Origin of the sequence: Flavobacterium chilense, assembly GCF_001602525.1 — a bacterium.
In the GTDB taxonomy this organism is placed as follows: Bacteria; Bacteroidota; Bacteroidia; order Flavobacteriales; family Flavobacteriaceae; genus Flavobacterium; species Flavobacterium chilense.
In genome coordinates, this window is the sequence record NZ_LSYT01000002.1 from 15,870 (window position 1) to 34,163 (window position 18,294).

Genomic DNA, 18,294 nt, shown 5'->3' on the forward strand with positions numbered 1-18,294 from the left:
TTTCAGGTTTCAAATAAAAAAATCCCAAACTCCAATTAAGGAATTTGGGATTTTTCAGTCTAAAATTAAATCAATTAATGGGTATGTTTAGGATTAAAACCGTCTTCACTAACTTCAGTTGGCGTATAATCGGCAACCATTTCAGCTTCGTAATCGATTTTTTCTCCTTTAGAGAATTTATGGATAATTTTCTCCATGATATTATAAATTACCGGAACTACAATCAGGGTTAAGAATAACGAAGAAATTAATCCTCCGATGATTACCCATGCCAATCCGTTTTTCCATTCTGCTCCTGCTCCTGATGCTAATGCAATTGGGAACATACCAAATACCATCGCAATTGTTGTCATTAAGATCGGACGTAAACGAGCGTGGTTTGCCTGAATTAATGCCGTTCTGATTGATTCTCCGGCAGCTCTTCTTTGGTTGGTATAATCGACAAGCATGATCGCATTCTTACACACCAGACCAATCAACATGATGATACCTAAAATGGTAAAGATATTTAATGAGTTGTTTGTTAATGCCAGTGCTAACATCGCTCCGATGAACGAAAGCGGAATTGCAAACAATACTACGAATGGATGCACGAAACTGTCATACAAACTCACCATTACAAGGTATACCAAAATAATAGCGGCAAGTAAAGCGATTCCTAAAGTACCAAATCCTTCTGATTGGTTCTCCTGGTCACCTCCCCAGATATAGTTAACTCCTGCTGGTTTTTTAAGTTTATCTAACTTAACCTGCCATTGTTGAACGATTGTTCCTGATGGCACCCCAACGTTTTGTCCTTTTACTGTTACCGAAGCTGATTTATCTCTACGCTCTAACTGGCTAGGTCCTGAACCTTCTGTAATATCTGCAAATTGAGACAATTTAATTTGTTGTCCTGCTGCATTGATGAAAATTAAATTACTAACATCCGTAATACTTTTTCTGTCAAAAGCATTGTATCTGATGTTGATATCGTATTCGTATTCACCTGCTCTGTATTTACCGTCAGTGTTACCACTAAAAGCAGTTTGCATTGTTAAACCAACTGTTTGAAGTGTTAAGCCTAAAGCAGCCATTTTATCACGATCTACTTTTACGTTGATCTCAGGGTTTCCGTCTTCAACAGTTAATTTAATCTCTGTTGTTCCCGGAATTGTACGTAATTCTGCTTCGGCTTGTTTAGCAAAAGCCATAGCTGCTTCTGTTGAAGGACCTGTTACAATTAATCCTAAAGTAGCATCTTCTGCAGTTCCTAAAATACCAACCGGAACTGTTTTTACTTTTGCTCCAACTAATACTTTTTCTAATTTACGTTTGATTTTTGCTGCATAAACATTCGCATCATCTGTACGATCTTTTTGCTCAATCATTTTTACGTCAATCTCTGCTTTGTAAGCTGTAGCCTGAGATGCTCCAAAACCTTCACTGGTTTGTCCTACTGTTGTAATTTGACTGTGAACATATTCTTGTGCTTTCAAATAAGCTTCTGCTTTTTGAGTCATGAAATTCGTTTGTTCTAACGAAGCATCTTTTGGCATTTCAATCTGAACAAGGAACTCTCCACTATCAGATGATGCGAAAAACTCTCCTCCAATAAAACCACCACCCATTAATCCAACAGTTGATGCAAAGAATAATATAATTACAACTATAAAGGTTTTAATATAGTGATCTAAACACCATGTCAATAAATGAGAAACCCAATCCGTGAAACGTGTTAAATAATTTTCGAAGCCAAGAATGATTCTTCCAAATAAATTTTTTCCTTCGATATGCTCTAATTTACCAAAACGAGATGATAACCATGGAATAATAGTAAATGAAGCTAATAATGATAACATCGTTGAGATAATTACCGTAACACAGAATTGTGTAATAATATTAGAAACCAATCCGGAACTCATTGCAATAGGCAAGAATACCACGACAATTACTAATGTAATCGAAGTTACTGTTCCACCAATTTCGGCAGTTCCGTCATAAGAAGCACGAATTCTGCTTTTACCCATCTCCATGTGCCTGTAGATATTTTCCAATACCACAATCGCATCATCCACAAGGATACCTACAACCAGAGACAATCCAAGTAAACTCATTAAGTTTAAGGTATATCCCATTAAATAAATACCAATAAAGGTCGCAATCAAAGATGCAGGAATCGAAACCATTACGATCAACGAGTTTCTAATACTGTGCAGGAAGAACAACATTACAAATGCTACCAGAACTACTGCTATTAATAAATCGTGAACTACAGAATCTGCAGCTTCAAGAGTAAAAACAGTACTGTCTTTTGCAACTTCTAATTTTAACTGGTTTACTTTATAGTCTTTTTCAAGAATTGCAATTGTTTTTAATAACTGCTCACTTACTGCAACGGCATTCGCATCAGATTGTTTTACGATTTGTAAAACAATAGCGCTTTTTTGATCTACACGTGAGATTTTTTCGGCAATTTTTTGTGTATCCTGAACATCAGCAATATCACTTAAACGAACCTGAATTCCGTTTTGAGAAGAAACTACTAAGTTTCTTAATTCATTTACACTTTTATATTTACCCGCTAAACGAATTAATATTTTTTGATTACGAGTCTGGATGTTTCCTGTTGGGAAATCTAAGTTCGAAGTCAAAATAGTCTGTTGTACCTGCGGAACAGATAATCCGTAACCCTGCATTTTTACAGCATCAAGGTTTACCTGAATTTCACGCTCAGAACCACCAATGATGTTTACCTGAGCAACACCTTGTACACGGGATAAAATAGGAGCAATTTTTTTGTCAATTAAGTCATAAAATGCTGCTTCGTCCATTTTTCCGTTGGCACCAAGCGTCATAATTGGTAAATCACTCAACGAGAATTTGGTTAATGCCGGCGTTTTAACATCATCTGGTAAATCACTAATGATGGCATTAATTTTTCGCTGTGCATCATTTAATGAGAAATCGACTTTTGCATTTGATGTTAGTGTAATCGAAACGATAGATAAACTTTCGTACGATTTTGAGTCAATTTTCTTGACATTTTCCAGGGATGCAATCGCATCCTCAATTTTCTTGGTTACAGTATTTTCTACCTCACTTGGAGAAGCTCCCGGATAAACTGTAGAAATGGTAATAACGTTTTGTTCAAATTTTGGGATCAGCTCATAGCCTAATTGGCTGTAACTGAACAATCCACCAAGTGTCAGAATTGTAAACAATACAATTACCAACGACGGACGTTTTATGGATATTTCGGCTAATTTCATATTTTTTTAATGCTATAGGCTTTAGGCTGTAGGCTTTAAGCTTTAAGGTTTAATTTCATATTTTTTTTCAGGCTGTAGGCTTTAAACTATATGCATTAGGCTTTTTAAAAAGCTTATTGCTTATTGCCTATAGCTTAAAGCTTACTTAATAATTTCTACTGTATTACCGTCTTGCAGGTTAATTTGACCTGTAACAATTACAGTTTCTCCGTCAGATAATCCGTTGATAATTTCTACCTGGTCTCCTAAAATTCTTCCTGCAGTTACTTTTTTCAATTTTGCAATACCTTTTTCAACTACAAAAATTTCATTACTGCTCACACTTCCAACAAATGCATTTCTAGGTACAACCATTAAGTGTTGTTTTTGTTGTTTTGATGCAAAGTTTGCAGTTCCGTACATACCTGCTTTCAGGTCATTGTTAACGTTATTTGTAATTTCAATTTCAACCGGGAAGTTCAAAGATTCGTCTGCTTTTGCAGCGATAAAAGTAATTTTTCCTGAAAAAGTTTTGTCAGGATAAACACTTGCAGTTACATTAATATGATCTCCAACTTTTAAGCTCGCTACCTGATTTTCGTTTACTGTAACTACTAATTTTAGTTTAGAAACATTTACAATATCAAACAATGCAGTTGCCGGCATTCCGGTTAAAATAGATCCTGGCTCAATGTATTTTTTATTGATAAATCCGTTAATTGGTGCTTTTACTTTTGTATCACCAACATTAATGTTTGCTTGTTTTAAGCTTGACTCAGCATTTGTTAATGCTAATCTTGCCTGATCTAATTGTTGTTTTGTAACACCACCCGTTTTAAAGGCATTTTCGTATCTGCTGTAATCTGATTTTGCATTTTGGTAAACTGCCTGTGCTTGTTGTGCACTTACATTAATAACATCACCTCTCATTGTTAATAATGTCTGACCAACTTTTACGTAATCTCCTTCTTTCGCCAAAACGCTAATTACTTTTCCTGATTTTTCAGCAGAGAAAGTTAATTGTTGAGTAGGCTGAAAGTTTCCGTTAGCTACAAAGTCCAATGAAACTTCTTCTGTTTTTACCGGAGCCACTTTTACAGAAACAGCTGCATTTTTTTCTGCTACGATGTCTGTTTTTTCTTTGTTCTTTTTCTTATTATTATTTAAGACATATCCAATCACACCCAACGCTGCAATTATGATTACGATTGTTATAATAGTTTTCTTCATTTTATTTAGTTATTTAATAAGAGATTTAAGTTCGCCTTTTGATTTGATTAGTGCTACTTCGGCAATTTTGTAATTTAAGATTGCTCTGGTATAGTTATTTTGAGCTTCAAGTGATGCATTTTCTGCATCTAACAAGTCTGTTAATGATGCTAATCCCTGAAGATAATTGTTTTTTGTATTGCTTAATATTTCAGTTGCCAAACGCATGTTTTCTTTTTGGTTCTCGATTGTTACAAGGTTGTTCTCGATCTCAGCCATTGCATTTCGGTAATCCAAATCAAGCGAAAGTTTGGTGTCTTTAATATCTTCCTGAAGCGATCTGATTTCTACATCGGCCTGTCTTACTTTAGCACGGGTTCCAAAACCTGTAAAAATTGGTACATGTAAGTTTAATCCAATTGCGGAGTAATCTGACCAGTACACTCCATCTGAAGGTTTTGCAAACCAAGGCATTTGCGGCCCCTGACCAATATAATTGTAACCAGCCGTTAAAGAAAGTGTTGGGTAATATCCTGCTTCAACTGCTTTCTTGTTGTATACTAAAAGCTGTTCTTGTTTTTTCAAAAGCAGGTATTCTGTTCTGTTTTCTACATTTGGTGCTTCTGTCAAAGCTGCAGGCACCACTTCAAATTCTTCTTTTGGAATCTCGATTTGAGTTTCAATAGGCATTCCCATATAAAACTTCAAAGCATTTTCCTGTAAAGTAATTTGGTTTTTAATTTGTTGACGCTCTGTATCGATGTTTGACATTTTAACGATAATACGGTCTAAATCAATTTTTTTAGCCAGTCCGTTATCAAATTGTCCTTTTACAATGTCACGAACTTTAGTTGTATTAACATAGTTACTGTCTAATAAAACTAATCTTTCGCGTTGTACATATACTGAATAATAGTTATTTGCAACTCTTTCGATTACCTGCTCTTCTGTTAACTGATCGTTGATCTGATAAAATTCGCGGGTAGTTTTTGCAGCTCTTAATCCTGTAAAAACAGATTGATCAAATATGGTCTGAGTTAATGAAATCCCTGCGTTTGAAGTCCATTTTTGACCAAATGCTGCCTGAATAGTAGTTCCTGGCTGACCAAATCCGGCACCATCAATAACTGTTGTCTGAATTATTGGATTGTGCGTTAAGTTTCCGTTTGCAGAAATCTGAGGTAATGCTCTTGAACGTACTTCCTGAATTTTATACTCACTGTTTTCAACCTGTAACTTTGCTTTTTTCGCATCGGCTTTGTTTTCAAGCGCGTACGTAATAGCCTCTTTTAAGGTTAGAGATTTGACTTGTGCGTTGGCACTCAAGCCAATTGTACACAAAAATATAAGAATTATTCTTTTCATAGATTGATGATTAAATGGTAATTTTTTTAAGTTGTTTTTCTAATTCCAGTATTCCTTTTTCTGTTGCCATAGCTCTGGTGTGATATTCCAGCGCTTCTAATTCTATTTTTTGTGCTTCTCTTTCTGAAACTGTAGTTTCATTAATATGAAAAATCAAAGTGTAATAAAACTTCACATACAAATCGATATTTAAATCTGCTCTGTATAAATCTTCACGGATTCCTTTCAGGATGTTATCTCTGAAATAATGATTACACTGATCTATTTCATGAGTCATTATATTTTGATAGATTTCAGGATAATGTTTTTTTAACTGATAAAGAGGCGAAGTATCGGTTGCGTTTTTAAACATATCCCGAAAACTTTCTCTTATCTCAAAATTCTCATGAATCGCATTATAATCTTTAGCTACAATAGTATCAATAACCTGATGTACTTGTTTATGAACTGTCGCTGTACTCTCTTCAATTAAAACCTCTTTATTGCAGAAATATTTGTAAATCGTTTTTTTCGAAATACACATTTCTCCTGCGATATCATCCATGGTAACACTTTTAAAACCCAGTTTTAAAAATAACTCACTCGCTTTTGATATTATTTTCTCTTTCATCTTAATTTTCAAAATTGTACTACAAATATACTTAGGAAACTAAAATTAGAAAAATAGTTTCCTTGAATTTTGTAATAATTTTACATTAATTTATTGCGTTCTGTAAGATTTATATACTAAATTCAAGATTTGCAATAAGTTTAATATCTTTTCCCATAGCCAAACCTCCATTATGATTAAAAGAATTATAGTCTAAGCCAAAATCCTGGCGTTTAATATCTCCTTTAATTTCGAATGCTACTTTTTTCTCCCCGTTATAAGAATTGATACCAATAAACTCAGCATCAAGTTCTACTACTTTGGTAACATCTTTTATGGTTAAGTCTCCTTTAAAAAAATTGATGTTATTGTTTACTTTTTGAAAAGAAGTCGATTTAAAACTGATAATTGGATGTTCATCTACATCGAAAAAATCCTGAAGTTGCAAATACGTATCGATTTGTTGAAAACTATCTTTTTTGTTATTGATGTCTAAGGAAAACTCAACAGAAGCATCTTCAATTTCATTGTCTTCAATATCCACGTATCCATCAAATTTATTGGTAGTTCCTCCCATATAAGCAATTATCGAATGTCTCATTTTGATTAAAACATCTGATTGGCTAGAATCTAAGGTCCATGTTGTTTTCATAAATATTTGATTTTACTGAGTTTATAAATTGTTCAAACTCTTGCGGAAACTTTTTCAGTGTTCTTAGTTTCCAAATTAACGGTGCAAATATAGACAGGAAACTCTAAACACCAAAAAAGTTTCCAAGTTTTTTTAGAAATAATTTTAACATCTTAAGAATTAAGCGTTTTAGGGGCTATTTTTGATGGAAACCAGCATTTAAAATTTAAAAAAGGAATAATTCATAATGAATCGTATCTTTGAGCCTCGCAATTCAGATTAAATTTTATGCACGATATTAGTCAATACCAAGATTTTTTTATTAGTTATTTAAAAAACCAAAGCATACAGAAAAATCCAAAAAACCTATACGAACCTATTGAATACATTTTAGGACTTGGCGGAAAACGCATGCGTCCTGTTCTTACTTTAATGGCTGCAGAGGTTTTTGATACTGATTATAAAGTAGCGCTTCCGGCCGCAATGGCTGTCGAAGTTTTTCATAATTTCTCATTGGTTCACGATGATATTATGGATGACGCTCCTTTGCGAAGAGGACAGGAAACGGTACACGAGAAATGGGATTTAAACACCGGGATTCTTTCCGGAGATGCAATGCTTATTTTAGCTTATCAATATTTTGAACAATACGAACCGGTTGTTTTCAGGGATTTGGCAAAATTATTCAGCAAAACTGCTCTTGAGGTTTGCGAAGGACAACAATGGGATGTTGATTTTGAAAAAAGAAACGATGTCACGATTCCGGAATATCTAAAAATGATCGAATATAAAACAGCGGTTTTGGTTGCCGCAGCTATGAAAATGGGTGCCATTGTAGCCAAAACTTCTGAAAAAGAAGGAGATTTAATTTATAATTTCGGATTAAATTTAGGATTGGCTTTCCAGCTTCAGGACGATTATTTAGATGCTTTTGGTGATCCTGAAACTTTTGGAAAACAAGTTGGAGGAGATATTATGGTGAATAAAAAAACCTATTTATATCTAAAAGCACGTGAGTTTTCATCTCCGGAAAAAGCTTCTGAATTAGAAAAATTATTCAGTTTACAACTGAAAGACAATATTGAAAAAATAGAAACTGCCAAAAACATTTTTAATGAATCAGGCGCTTCAAAAGCGACTCAGGATGCTATTGAAACGTATACTTTTAAAGCTTTTGAAACTTTAGAAAAAATGGATATTAACGCTGAAAAGAAAGATATTCTCAGAACTTTTGGTGAGAATTTAATGGGAAGAAAGGTTTAGTTTTCAAAAGGGCTTCGACTTCGCTCAGCCTGACATTACAAGTTCCTGTCTAAACGATTAAGAGAACACTAAAATTTTAAGCTACAGACTAAAATGATTATCACAGGTTAAATCCTTGAAATCTTTTTAGTCTGTGTTTTTTTATACATAAGAAATTTAACAGATTTGTCACTTTCAGAACCTAAAAAGACCTCAACTTCGCTTGGCCCGATAAATATTATAATAAAACCGAGTGTTATCCTGAGCGAAGTCGAAGGCTTGTTTGACTAAAAAAGTTCATCCGGATCTACTAAATCTGATAATTTTTGCTTTAAATCGTCTTCTAAAATCGTTAATCCGTATTGATACGAAGCATTCATCCATCCAAAACCTTCTTCGGTAATAAAATCAAATTCGGTTCCTACGTTTCCATATTCGGCAAAGATTTTATGTGAGCTTATCGATAAATCAAATTTCTCCGGAATGGTTCCGTTGTAATCAACTGCGTTTCTGGTAATGAGCCAAAGCCAGCGATAGACCATTTCCTGTGCTTCTTCGCTAAAATTATAATTGAGTAAACCTTCCCACAAAAGCATTTGATGCGGTGCCCATCCAAATGGATAATCCCATTGTCGAATTGGCGCATTTTCATCAACACCGGCAATTGATTCTTTTGTACTTCCGGCAATTCCGCCTTTCATTTTAAATCTCGGAAGCGTCTTTTTAACCAAAATTTCTGCTTGTTCCTGTGTGCTTATTTTCGCCCAAAGCGGATAAAAAGTTGGTGCAGCTTCAAAGAAATGCTGTTTTTCATTCACAAAATCATAATCCAGATAACATCCATATTCTGGATTCCAGCATAATTCATTGATTTTGTCTTTTCTGGAAGCAGCTTTCGAAAGCCAATATTCACTTGAAAATGATTTATCCTCAAAATACTGAAATTCGTTTTTAAAATATTTCTTAATCAAAAAAGCAATATCAGTTTCATATTTAAAAAGCAAACTATTGATAGCAACTGTATTTAAATTGGCACAAATTCCAACCAGTCTATTGGTCGTATCATGTCCGCTTTCGCGCATGCTTCGGTCATGAATAAAATATTTGTCCAGCTCAGGATCAACAACTTCTCTTTCCAGGTATTTCTTTTCAAACTCGCGTGTTGACAGATTGTATTTTGGTGCATATTGTTCCAGAATATCATCAAAATGCCCTTCTTCTACTTCAAACGGAAGTCCAATTCCTTCTGCTTTATAGCGATTTAATCCATTTGCCGTTAGTCGTTTACCTTCTTCCATCCAAACTGTCTGATATTCTTTTATGGCAGTTTTTAAATGTCTTTCAATCCAGAAAATATCCGGATCAGACTTTTCAATAACATCCATAATCAGCGATGTGTAAAGCGGTGGTTGTGTTCGGGTTAAATAATAACTCCGGTTGGCATTTAGAATTTTTCCGTAATGATCAATTTGATATTTAAAGTTTTCGGCAATACCCAAGGCAAGTTCAATTTTATCATCGATCAAAAGTCCTTTGGCAATAAAATAACTGTCCCAACCGTACATTTCGTTGAATCTTCCGCCAGGAACGACAAACGGAACTCCTGAAATTTCATTGTTTTTGATCTGAAGTGCCAAGGCCAGGATTCCGGGTTTTTTATTCAACGACAAAACATATTCCGGTGTAATGTTTTTAGGCATTTGCACTACTTTCAATTTTGGTGTGACAGCTTCTAATTTCTTGAAATAATCAAAAACAATTTCATCACCAAAAGGCACATACAAATAAGCCAGTTCATTTTCGATCTTATTGTCTTCCAGAATCTTTTTTACGCCAACAGCGTCAATAGTACGTGTGAGTCCTTTCCAATACAGTTCTTTTATTTTTCCTGAGATTCTTTTTACCGGATCTTCGGTAATTTCATTCAGGTCAATTTCGGCAAATTCGGTATTGCTTTTTTTGGCTAAAGCCAATTCCTGTAACAAATTCGAAAGCTGATACGTTCCCTCTATCAAAGCAGAATTTCCGTTTTCATCATTCAACAAAAACTTTTTTGGACCATGATCATCGATCGTTATTTTTTTATCACCGTCAGTATCTTCCTGAGCCAATAATTTTTCGATGGTTTGGGTTATATGTAATTTAAATTTCATCTTTTGCAGTTATTTTTTTAAGAATAAAAAAGGATATTAATAATAAAGACATTGGAATTAAAGTAAAGTAAAAGGCTTTTTCCGGTCCTTCATTTTTAAACAGCCAACCTGTTATCCTGGAACCTAAGGTTCCGCCAAGAGCCGAAAAAATTACAATTAATCCGGTCATGGAACTTTGTAAATTCTTGGGTAAAGCACTCAATACAATTGAATTTAGTAACGGATAAATAGGCGCAATAAATAATCCTATTAATGGAAACGCAAAACCTATTAATGGAATATCTGAAAGTGTATTGATGTTTTTGACTTCTAACCCTACTGTTTTTGGAAGTACAAAAGTGACAAGCAGCATAGCCGAAATAATACAAAAACTTAAAACCCAGATCCAATTGACTTTTTTGGTCACAATACCCGCAATCATTCTGCCAATTGCCAGTGAAACTGCTAAGATACTCGCCATCATAATGCTAATATTCTCGGGTAAATGAAGCACTTTGGTATTGAATGTGGGCAACCAGGAAAGGATTCCCTGTTCGATCATGACAAACAAAAAGACACTAATTACAAAAATTACGGTAAGCAATTTTGCCATTAACCGAAACATTTGCATGAAGTCATCTTTGAGATTCGCTCCTGCAGAAACTTCGGGTTCTTTGAATTTTACAAAAAATAAAAACAAAAATGACAGGAACGATAATGCAGCCAAAAACCAATATACATTTAACCATGAATTAGCATCGTTTTCGTTATTAAAAGCGGGAAATAAAAAATAAGCCAGGGCAATTCCTACCATAAAAAAACCTTCAATACTGCTCATTAAAGCATTGTGTTCTTTTTTGGTTTCGGTCACGGTTCCAATCAAAGAGTAAACAGAAACTTTGATCAGTGCAAACGAAACTCCTACGGTTGCAAAAAGAATCTTAGCATTGTCGAATGAGTTTCCAAAATACATAGAAATACAGGCTAAAGTAACCAGACCTAAACCAATGAGCATCGATTTTTTATAGCCTATTCTGGGTAAAAAAGAGGCTATAAAAAAAGATACAATAGCAATAGGCATGTCTTTAAAGGCTTCTAAAATACTAGCCTGAACTTCATCTACTCCGTAATTTTTCTGCGATTTTAAAATCACAATGCCCACGCTGTTTAATAGAATAGCGAAGACAAAATAATTAAGATAGAGTGAGATTTTAATTCCTATGTTTTTCATTTTTGAATGTGATTTGGTTGCCGATATTTTATTTTTGCGGCACAAAAATGCTTTTTTATACATCTCTGAATTCCCGTATATTTTGTAAAGACGCACATTTGTACGTCTTTACAATATAAATTTAGAAATTAATTGCAACCGAAAATCTAAACGCGCGTCCTAAAATAGGTCTTGCCATAAACACATCACTTGCCGCAGATGTTGTTTGTCTAGGATCTCCTTCTGTTAAACCAATTTCATTGAATAAATTCGAAGCATCGACTGCAAAACGGAGATTGTTGTATTTATAATTTAAACCTGCTCCTACTTCTTTGTAAGCCGGCAAAACTTGTTTGTTATCCTGATTGGTGAATTTTTTATCGTAATAAGAGAATTGAACATAAGCTGTCAAATCTTTAGTAATATCTACTTCAGGTCTTAGGTTACAGAAAAATTTAGGGATTCTTCTGGCTGTATTTCCGTTAAAATTAAACGTAGAACCATCTGCATTTGTACCTGTAAAATTATCATATTCTGGTTTTTGAACGGTAAATGTAAAGTTCAGTTTTACAAACTCATATCTGGCATTGGTTTCTACCTCAAGACCAATATTGTTTACATCTGCAAATTTATTTTCTGAAGATCCATCAGACAAAATATCCGTAAAAGCAACGTTTTTTAAGTTCATATGAAACAAATTGGCATTTACAGAGAAAAACGAACTTGCATATTTATACCCTAATTCAAACTGGTTTACTTCGGTATTCTGAAGTTTGCTTAAATCAGCAGCATTGTCATAAAAAGATTCTTCGATTGGAGATCTGAATCCGTGACTGTAACGAACATACGAAGCCATATTGTCATTAAACTTGTAATTCCCTGCAGCCGTATACGACCATTCGCTTACATCATATCTCCAGTATGTATACGGATTTCCTTTTACTGTTGTTACCGCATCATCGGCCGTATTATTGTCTAAAACTCCTAAATTTTCTGCAAAAAATCTCGCGTTATCTCTGTAACCTGAGTATTTGTCTTTGTTGTATCTTAAACCTGCATTGAAGGTCAGATTATCTGTAGCTTTAATTTCGGCATCAGCATAAATATCATTCAAAAGCCCTTTAGTTTGTGCGTCTCTTTCTAACCAGGTGATTCGTTCGATACCATTCCAGGTATGATTAACTCCGGTGGTATTGTCTTTTACATTTAATAATCTCGGGTTGTCTGAAACTCCAACTAAATATGAATTCCAGTTCCAGTATTGATTCGATTTCCAGTTAGAATAATAGTAACCCGCAGTTAATTTTACAGGATCTAAATCAAAAGCAAAAGAGAAATTATTCGCAAAATTGTTCATCTTTTTTTCGATATGCCAAAGATCAGCTCTCATAATTAAAGCATTTGGATCTAATTTTTGTCCGTTATCTACATACGAATAAGTCAGATTACTAGCTGTTGTATTTTGAACGCTTGTAGCATAAGCATCTTGTGTCCACGGACCTCCATTTGGAAAAATCGCATTATAATTCAAATCGATATTCGTGTTTTTGAAAGCATTTTTGAAGGTTACTTTCTCCGATATTTTCTTTTTAAACTCTGCTCCAATAGAATTGATAATTGGATGAGAACCATCTTCTAAATCAGCGCTAAAAGTTCCGCCGCCATATTGAGGCACATTTAAATGACTTAAATTTACTGAAGTCAATGTTCCGTAATTCGGATTAAATCCGGGAATACCTTCTACTTTTCCATTATTACTTTTTAACGGAATTGGTAAATAGAATGTATTTCTGTCGTCAAGATGTTTGAAGTTAACTCTTAAATAATCGTCATCATCAAATTTATAGGTGATGTTTCCTTTTATTTGTCCGCCTTTATTGGCTGTAAAACCTGTATTTCTAACACCGTTATCGGCTCTGTAAAAACCTCCGATATTGAAAAATAATTTATCCTGAATTAAAGCACCTGATAAGTTCAGATCTGTTCTTAACATTCCATAATCTGAAGTGGTAAATTTTGCTCGTCCCTGAAAATCATTTTGTCCTGTTTTCGAAATAAAGTTGATAATTCCACCCGGAGCATTATTTGCAAATATAGATGCAGAACCTCCACGAACGGCTTCCATTTTACTTACGGTTTCATCTAGTCTGTAAAAAGTATCGGCATTGGCAAATTGTAATGCACCATCTTCAAAAACCGGTAATCCGTCTTCCTGAATCTGTACATATTCATAAGCTCCTGCAGACGGGATTCCTCTTGCAAAAAGGTTATTTCCAATTTCTCCTCCTGATGCTTCAACCACAAATCCTGGAATGGTTTGCAATAAAGCAGCTGTACTTGATGGCGCTCTGTCTTCGATTGCTTTTGCTCCCATTGTTGTTATGGCAACACTCGATTCTAATTTTGATCTCGGGCTTGACGATCCGGTCACGACAACTTCTTTTAAACTTTGCGATTCTCCTTCGAGAAGCAGGTTTACCTCTAAAGATTCTCCTTCTTTTATTGCAATTCGCTTTTCGAATGTTTTATATCCCACATTTGATGCAATAATAGTATAGGTTCCGGCAGTAACATTTGAGAATGAATATCCTCCATTGATATCTGTTACGGTATTCATGCCCGTTTCTTTAATCGATACATTGGCTCCCGGAACTGTTACTCCGCTATCGTCAAGTACTTTTCCTGAAACTGTATTTTTATTTTGGGCAAACAGATTATCGGGTAAAAAAAATAGGCAAAACATTAAAAGAAATGTACCTAAATAATGGTGTAGCTTTTTCATTTTTTTTGTTTGGTTAGTTAGTAATTATGGTTATCACTGTCAAACTTAACAACAAATTATAAGGAATATGGGAATTAAAAATCGAAAACGTTTTCGAAATGACCTAAAACGTTTTCGGAAGTTAATTTTTTATTGATGCAGTTTATTTTTAGTACATTTATTTCATGAATGACACAAAATTAATAGATATAGCCTCTGCACTGGGAATTTCAGTTACTACGGTTTCAAAAGCGTTAAAAGGATATACAGATATTAGCAAGTCTACCCGCGCCAGAGTGATCGAAATGGCCGAAACTATGAACTACATGCCTAATTCTGTTGCGGTTAACCTGAGAACCAATGAAACCAAAACCATTGGTGTTATTATTCCTGCAACAGTGCATCATTTCTTTTCAAGTGTGCTCAATGGTATTCTCGAAGAGGCTGAAAAAAGAGGTTATCTGGTTATTATTTTACAATCGAATGAAAAATACGAACTGGAGAAAAAACAACTTGCCTTGTTGATTCAAAAGCGGGTTGATGGTGTTTTGATGTCGCTCTCAAATGAAACGGACGACTTCTCTCATATTAATGAGGCCATCCGAAAAAATACACCTGTTGTTTTATTTGATAAAATTGCGAAAAGAGTAGACTGCTCCAAAGTAGTTATCAATGATGCTAAAGCGGCTTTTGATGCGGTTTCGTACCTTATTAATAAAGGCTATAAAAAAATAGCTCATTTTAGAGGTTCCTATGTTCCGCAAAATTCTATTGATCGTTTTTTAGGGTATAAAAGAGCACTGGAAGCTCATGGAATTGAGTACGATTCGAAATTGGTGTATGTATGCGATAACAACACTGACTTTGAAGACGGTTACGAAAATGCCCAGAAAATAATGACGGAACATCCGGATATCGATGCCATTTTTGCCATTACAGATTTAGTCGCCATTGGGATTATAAAATATTTTAATGAAGCCGGAATAAAAACACCGGAACAGGTTGCGGTTTTTGGCTTCAGTAATTGGTTTATGAGCACGGTTATTTCTCCTAAATTAACTACAATTGATCAGCCCGGATTTGAAATGGGACATCAGGCTGTTTCGCTTTTAATTGATGAAATTGTCGATATAAAAGAACACCGGCCGGTAACACATCAAATTATCGAACTTCCAACAAGAATCATTGAAAGAGAATCTACTGTTAAATGATTTTTTAGTTTTAACTTTGCGCCAATTCTTAAAAAGCCTCAATGTTTCCAATTCCTGAAAATACCGATTTTTTATTGGCCGATGCCGAAAAAGAAAATTTATATTTAAGCTTAATTGAGCAAATTAATAAAGATTTTAATCTGGCTAATGAAGGAATTGATTTTCCGTTAAGTGTTACTCCTGAAGAACTAAAAATTCAGCTTCACGAAAAAATTTACCGAATGATTCAGTACAAATTTGCTGAGTACCTGAACCTTCTTTATATTATCGATGTTCCTGAAATCGAGGTAAAAAAACTCGACGGATCTGACTTAGTAATCCTTGCCGAACAGGTTTCTTTTTTGATTTTAAAACGAGAATGGCAAAAGGTCTGGTATCGAAATTATTATAAGTAGAGGTACTCAGTTGTTAAGTTTATTTTACTGCTATTTTCACTGATTTTTCTCCTTCATCAGATTTTACTTTTACAATATACAATCCCGCATTCAATCCAAAAGAAGTATCTGTATTTGTTTGTACTGATTTCGTTAATGCACCTGTCATATTGTAAACATCTATTTTTGTATTTGATTTTACTCTGGTTACAAAAACTTCTTTTCCGTTAGAATATACATTTGCTGACCAATCTTCTTTAAAATCATTTACACCAAGTGTTGCTATTAATGCTGTAGTACCCGTTGCTCCGGTTATTTCAATTTTATAAATATTAACACCTGTACCCACACTGGTATAAATAAAAATATTACCACTGGTTTGAGTATATTCAGCTTCGAGGATTGCAGGCGTTGTAGAATTGGCAGAACTAACTGTAGCAATCTCATTTGTCCCATCTGTAACCTTGATAGAACGGCTCCCGCCACCGCCACTTGTAAACCATATTTTTATGGTTCCTGCTCCGGCTGTAGCAAAATACAAATAACGTTCTGATGGTTTATTACCTGAAAACACAGAGGATTGTCCCATTCTAAAATATCGTGAGGCAACAAACCCGTCTGAAAAAGTTATTGTCGACGGAATAATTCCTCCTATTGATGGTGTAGTGATCGTAACGCCCGGATAAATTCCCAAATTATCTTTGATTGTATTGGTAGTGTAACCTACTGTAGAAGTCGTCCAGTTTGAAGTATCGTTAGAAAAATTCCAAACTTTTTGAGCATTAACATAGCTTACTGAAGATACTACAGTAAACAGTAAAAGAAGTAGTTTTTTAGTCATAATAGAAAGTATTGTGTTAGAAAATATTTTTGTCTGATTGATTGTTTTCTCTACAATCATTACGCACAAACATAAATTTTAATCCTAACTCACACTTTCAGTTTTATTTATAAAACTTTTGATTTTGTCTACAACAACATAAAATCATTTGTTTTTTATTATAATATGGTAAAGTTTACTAAATATCTTAATCTGCTTTATATTGCCTATATCCTTGAAATAAAGGTAAAAAAACCGATGAAGAGATTCCTTTTTTGATTTAAAAAAGAGAATGACAAAAGGTTTGGTTTCGAAATTATTATAAGTAAGTTTCTAAGGTACTGAGACGCTGAGTTTATAGCTTTTTTTTAAAGCTATCTAGCAATTTCTATTTTTAGAATTTCATGATTTTCTTTTGCATAAGTTATTCTAATTGGTAAATCATTTTTAAAAACTCGATTTCTTGTTTCACCAAAATGATTAAATCTTCCTAATAATACATCATTATATCTAAACTGAATAGAATCGACCATAAAGCTTTCCCAAGTAATAGTTGCCATTTTTTTAACTTGTTCTTCCCTTTTAAAATCAGTAATTTTACCTTCTATCACAAACACATTTGGAGAATTAAAAAGGTTCTGAATTCTTTTTTCCGTAGTATCTGTTGTATATAATTTCAAATAAAAAAACATAACTGCTGATAAACTAAAAACGACACCAGTAGTCCATAATAGTATCAACTTTTCATAATCATTATTTTTTCTTTTGAACTTTTTAATCAAAATCCAAAAAACCAGAGAGCCAATTGCAACCCAAAAAAAGACATCAAAGGATCTTGTGTTAGATGGCAATTCCGAAATAGACCAGTAAGTATAATAATTCATAAAAAAACTTAGAATCTTAGCACCTCAGTACCTTAGCATCTTTAAATTAAAAATAAACCCTCACAAAAGGCATAAAATCTGATCCGTAAAGACTTTTGTCCGGATTATACAAAACATCGTATCGTGCACCAATAGTAACACTTCCGGTTCTGTAACCTGCTCCCAGATATAAAGCGGTATTCCAGTAATTATCAGAATAACTTGGTCTGTAATTAGTAGCATTGTAATCTGTATTGACCCTCACCTGCTCTAATTCTGCAGACAACTGAATTTCAGGAATTGGATTGACAAGTCCAACCAGACTTCCTCCATAAACAAAGGAATTATAATAACTTTTTGAAGACAAATAACCAAATTGCAGTCCAACACCTACAGCTACAATTTCGTTTACATTATAAATGGCACTTGGCATTACCGAAATATCAGTGTAGCCCGAACCAATTCCCACACCAAGACCACCTCCAAACTGAACTTTATCCCAGAAATGATTACTGTTATCTATAATGTATTTTTGCTGTGCATTTAGAGAACCTGAAAACACCAACACCAAAATCACAAAAAAAGATTTGAAAACGATTGAAATTTGATTATTATTCATAGTTAAGTCTATTTTTAACAAATTTTTACGTAAAAGTA

The 18,294-nt window shown here is 34.1% G+C and carries 14 protein-coding genes; 3 read left to right on the forward strand and 11 right to left on the reverse strand.

The window, feature by feature from the left end; translation table 11 throughout:
* Positions 1-74: 74 nt before the first annotated feature.
* The 5 genes from A4F88_RS05155 to A4F88_RS05175 form a co-directional block, all read right to left on the reverse strand.
* Complete coding sequence (locus A4F88_RS05155; protein WP_068841498.1) at positions 75-3,251, reverse strand: efflux RND transporter permease subunit; 3,177 nt, start codon at positions 3,249-3,251, stop codon at positions 75-77.
* Between the two features lie 141 nt (positions 3,252-3,392).
* Positions 3,393-4,460, reverse strand: a complete 1,068-nt coding sequence (locus tag A4F88_RS05160; RefSeq protein ID WP_068841499.1) for an efflux RND transporter periplasmic adaptor subunit — start codon at positions 4,458-4,460, stop codon at positions 3,393-3,395.
* Positions 4,461-4,469: 9 nt separating this feature from the next.
* Positions 4,470-5,804 (reverse strand): TolC family protein, encoded by a 1,335-nt coding sequence (locus A4F88_RS05165; protein WP_068841500.1) that lies wholly within the window; start codon positions 5,802-5,804, stop codon positions 4,470-4,472.
* A gap of 10 nt (positions 5,805-5,814) precedes the next feature.
* On the reverse strand, positions 5,815-6,414 hold the full coding sequence (locus tag A4F88_RS05170) for a TetR/AcrR family transcriptional regulator (protein WP_068841501.1): 600 nt from the start codon (positions 6,412-6,414) through the stop codon (positions 5,815-5,817).
* A 109-nt stretch (positions 6,415-6,523) separates the two neighbouring features.
* Positions 6,524-7,045, reverse strand: a complete 522-nt coding sequence (locus tag A4F88_RS05175; protein WP_068841502.1) for a YceI family protein — start codon at positions 7,043-7,045, stop codon at positions 6,524-6,526.
* Positions 7,046-7,312: 267 nt separating this feature from the next.
* Between A4F88_RS05175 and A4F88_RS05180 the strand changes: the two genes are divergently transcribed.
* Positions 7,313-8,287 carry a polyprenyl synthetase family protein gene (locus A4F88_RS05180; protein ID WP_068841503.1) on the forward strand — a complete coding sequence of 325 codons (975 nt, stop codon included), beginning with the start codon at positions 7,313-7,315 and terminating at the stop codon, positions 8,285-8,287.
* Positions 8,288-8,553: 266 nt separating this feature from the next.
* Here A4F88_RS05180 and A4F88_RS05185 read toward each other — a convergent pair whose 3' ends face one another.
* The 3 genes from A4F88_RS05185 to A4F88_RS05195 all read right to left on the reverse strand — a co-directional run bounded on the left by A4F88_RS05185 (position 8,554) and on the right by A4F88_RS05195 (position 14,390).
* Entirely contained in the window at positions 8,554-10,419 is a 1,866-nt protein-coding gene (locus A4F88_RS05185) for a trehalase family glycosidase (protein ID WP_068841504.1), read from the reverse strand.
* The gene (locus A4F88_RS05190; protein ID WP_068842300.1) at positions 10,409-11,629 is read right to left on the reverse strand and encodes an MFS transporter; all 1,221 of its coding nucleotides are present in this window, start codon (positions 11,627-11,629) and stop codon (positions 10,409-10,411) included. The genes A4F88_RS05185 and A4F88_RS05190 overlap by 11 nt, the downstream gene beginning before the upstream one ends.
* Before the next feature lie 121 nt (positions 11,630-11,750).
* Positions 11,751-14,390, reverse strand: a complete 2,640-nt coding sequence (locus A4F88_RS05195) for a TonB-dependent receptor (protein WP_068841505.1) — start codon at positions 14,388-14,390, stop codon at positions 11,751-11,753.
* 164 nt (positions 14,391-14,554) lie between these two features.
* Here A4F88_RS05195 and A4F88_RS05200 point away from each other — a divergent pair, with 164 nt between their 5' ends.
* Positions 14,555-15,580, forward strand: coding sequence for a LacI family DNA-binding transcriptional regulator (locus tag A4F88_RS05200; RefSeq protein ID WP_068841506.1), 1,026 nt, complete (start codon positions 14,555-14,557; stop codon positions 15,578-15,580).
* A 41-nt stretch (positions 15,581-15,621) separates the two neighbouring features.
* Positions 15,622-15,975 carry a hypothetical protein gene (locus A4F88_RS05205; RefSeq protein WP_068841507.1) on the forward strand — a complete coding sequence of 118 codons (354 nt, stop codon included), beginning with the start codon at positions 15,622-15,624 and terminating at the stop codon, positions 15,973-15,975.
* A gap of 19 nt (positions 15,976-15,994) precedes the next feature.
* Here A4F88_RS05205 and A4F88_RS05210 read toward each other — a convergent pair whose 3' ends face one another.
* From A4F88_RS05210 to A4F88_RS05220, 3 genes are all read right to left on the reverse strand, one after another.
* Complete coding sequence (locus tag A4F88_RS05210) at positions 15,995-16,795, reverse strand: T9SS type A sorting domain-containing protein (protein ID WP_162268783.1); 801 nt, start codon at positions 16,793-16,795, stop codon at positions 15,995-15,997.
* Between the two features lie 353 nt (positions 16,796-17,148).
* Positions 17,149-17,658 (reverse strand): hypothetical protein, encoded by a 510-nt coding sequence (locus A4F88_RS05215; protein ID WP_068841509.1) that lies wholly within the window; start codon positions 17,656-17,658, stop codon positions 17,149-17,151.
* 46 nt (positions 17,659-17,704) lie between these two features.
* Complete coding sequence (locus A4F88_RS05220; RefSeq protein ID WP_068842301.1) at positions 17,705-18,256, reverse strand: hypothetical protein; 552 nt, start codon at positions 18,254-18,256, stop codon at positions 17,705-17,707.
* Positions 18,257-18,294: the final 38 nt, after the last annotated feature.

Coding starts and splice junctions, on each gene's coding strand:
- A4F88_RS05155 (WP_068841498.1), bottom strand. CDS start 3,251: ATGAAATTAGCCGAAATATCCATAAAACGTCCGTCGTTGGTAATTGTA.
- A4F88_RS05160 (WP_068841499.1), bottom strand. CDS start 4,460: ATGAAGAAAACTATTATAACAATCGTAATCATAATTGCAGCGTTGGGT.
- A4F88_RS05165 (WP_068841500.1), bottom strand. CDS start 5,804: ATGAAAAGAATAATTCTTATATTTTTGTGTACAATTGGCTTGAGTGCC.
- A4F88_RS05170 (WP_068841501.1), bottom strand. CDS start 6,414: ATGAAAGAGAAAATAATATCAAAAGCGAGTGAGTTATTTTTAAAACTG.
- A4F88_RS05175 (WP_068841502.1), bottom strand. CDS start 7,045: ATGAAAACAACATGGACCTTAGATTCTAGCCAATCAGATGTTTTAATC.
- A4F88_RS05180 (WP_068841503.1), top strand. CDS start 7,313: ATGCACGATATTAGTCAATACCAAGATTTTTTTATTAGTTATTTAAAA.
- A4F88_RS05185 (WP_068841504.1), bottom strand. CDS start 10,419: ATGAAATTTAAATTACATATAACCCAAACCATCGAAAAATTATTGGCT.
- A4F88_RS05190 (WP_068842300.1), bottom strand. CDS start 11,629: ATGAAAAACATAGGAATTAAAATCTCACTCTATCTTAATTATTTTGTC.
- A4F88_RS05195 (WP_068841505.1), bottom strand. CDS start 14,390: ATGAAAAAGCTACACCATTATTTAGGTACATTTCTTTTAATGTTTTGC.
- A4F88_RS05200 (WP_068841506.1), top strand. CDS start 14,555: ATGAATGACACAAAATTAATAGATATAGCCTCTGCACTGGGAATTTCA.
- A4F88_RS05205 (WP_068841507.1), top strand. CDS start 15,622: ATGTTTCCAATTCCTGAAAATACCGATTTTTTATTGGCCGATGCCGAA.
- A4F88_RS05210 (WP_162268783.1), bottom strand. CDS start 16,795: ATGACTAAAAAACTACTTCTTTTACTGTTTACTGTAGTATCTTCAGTA.
- A4F88_RS05215 (WP_068841509.1), bottom strand. CDS start 17,658: ATGAATTATTATACTTACTGGTCTATTTCGGAATTGCCATCTAACACA.
- A4F88_RS05220 (WP_068842301.1), bottom strand. CDS start 18,256: ATGAATAATAATCAAATTTCAATCGTTTTCAAATCTTTTTTTGTGATT.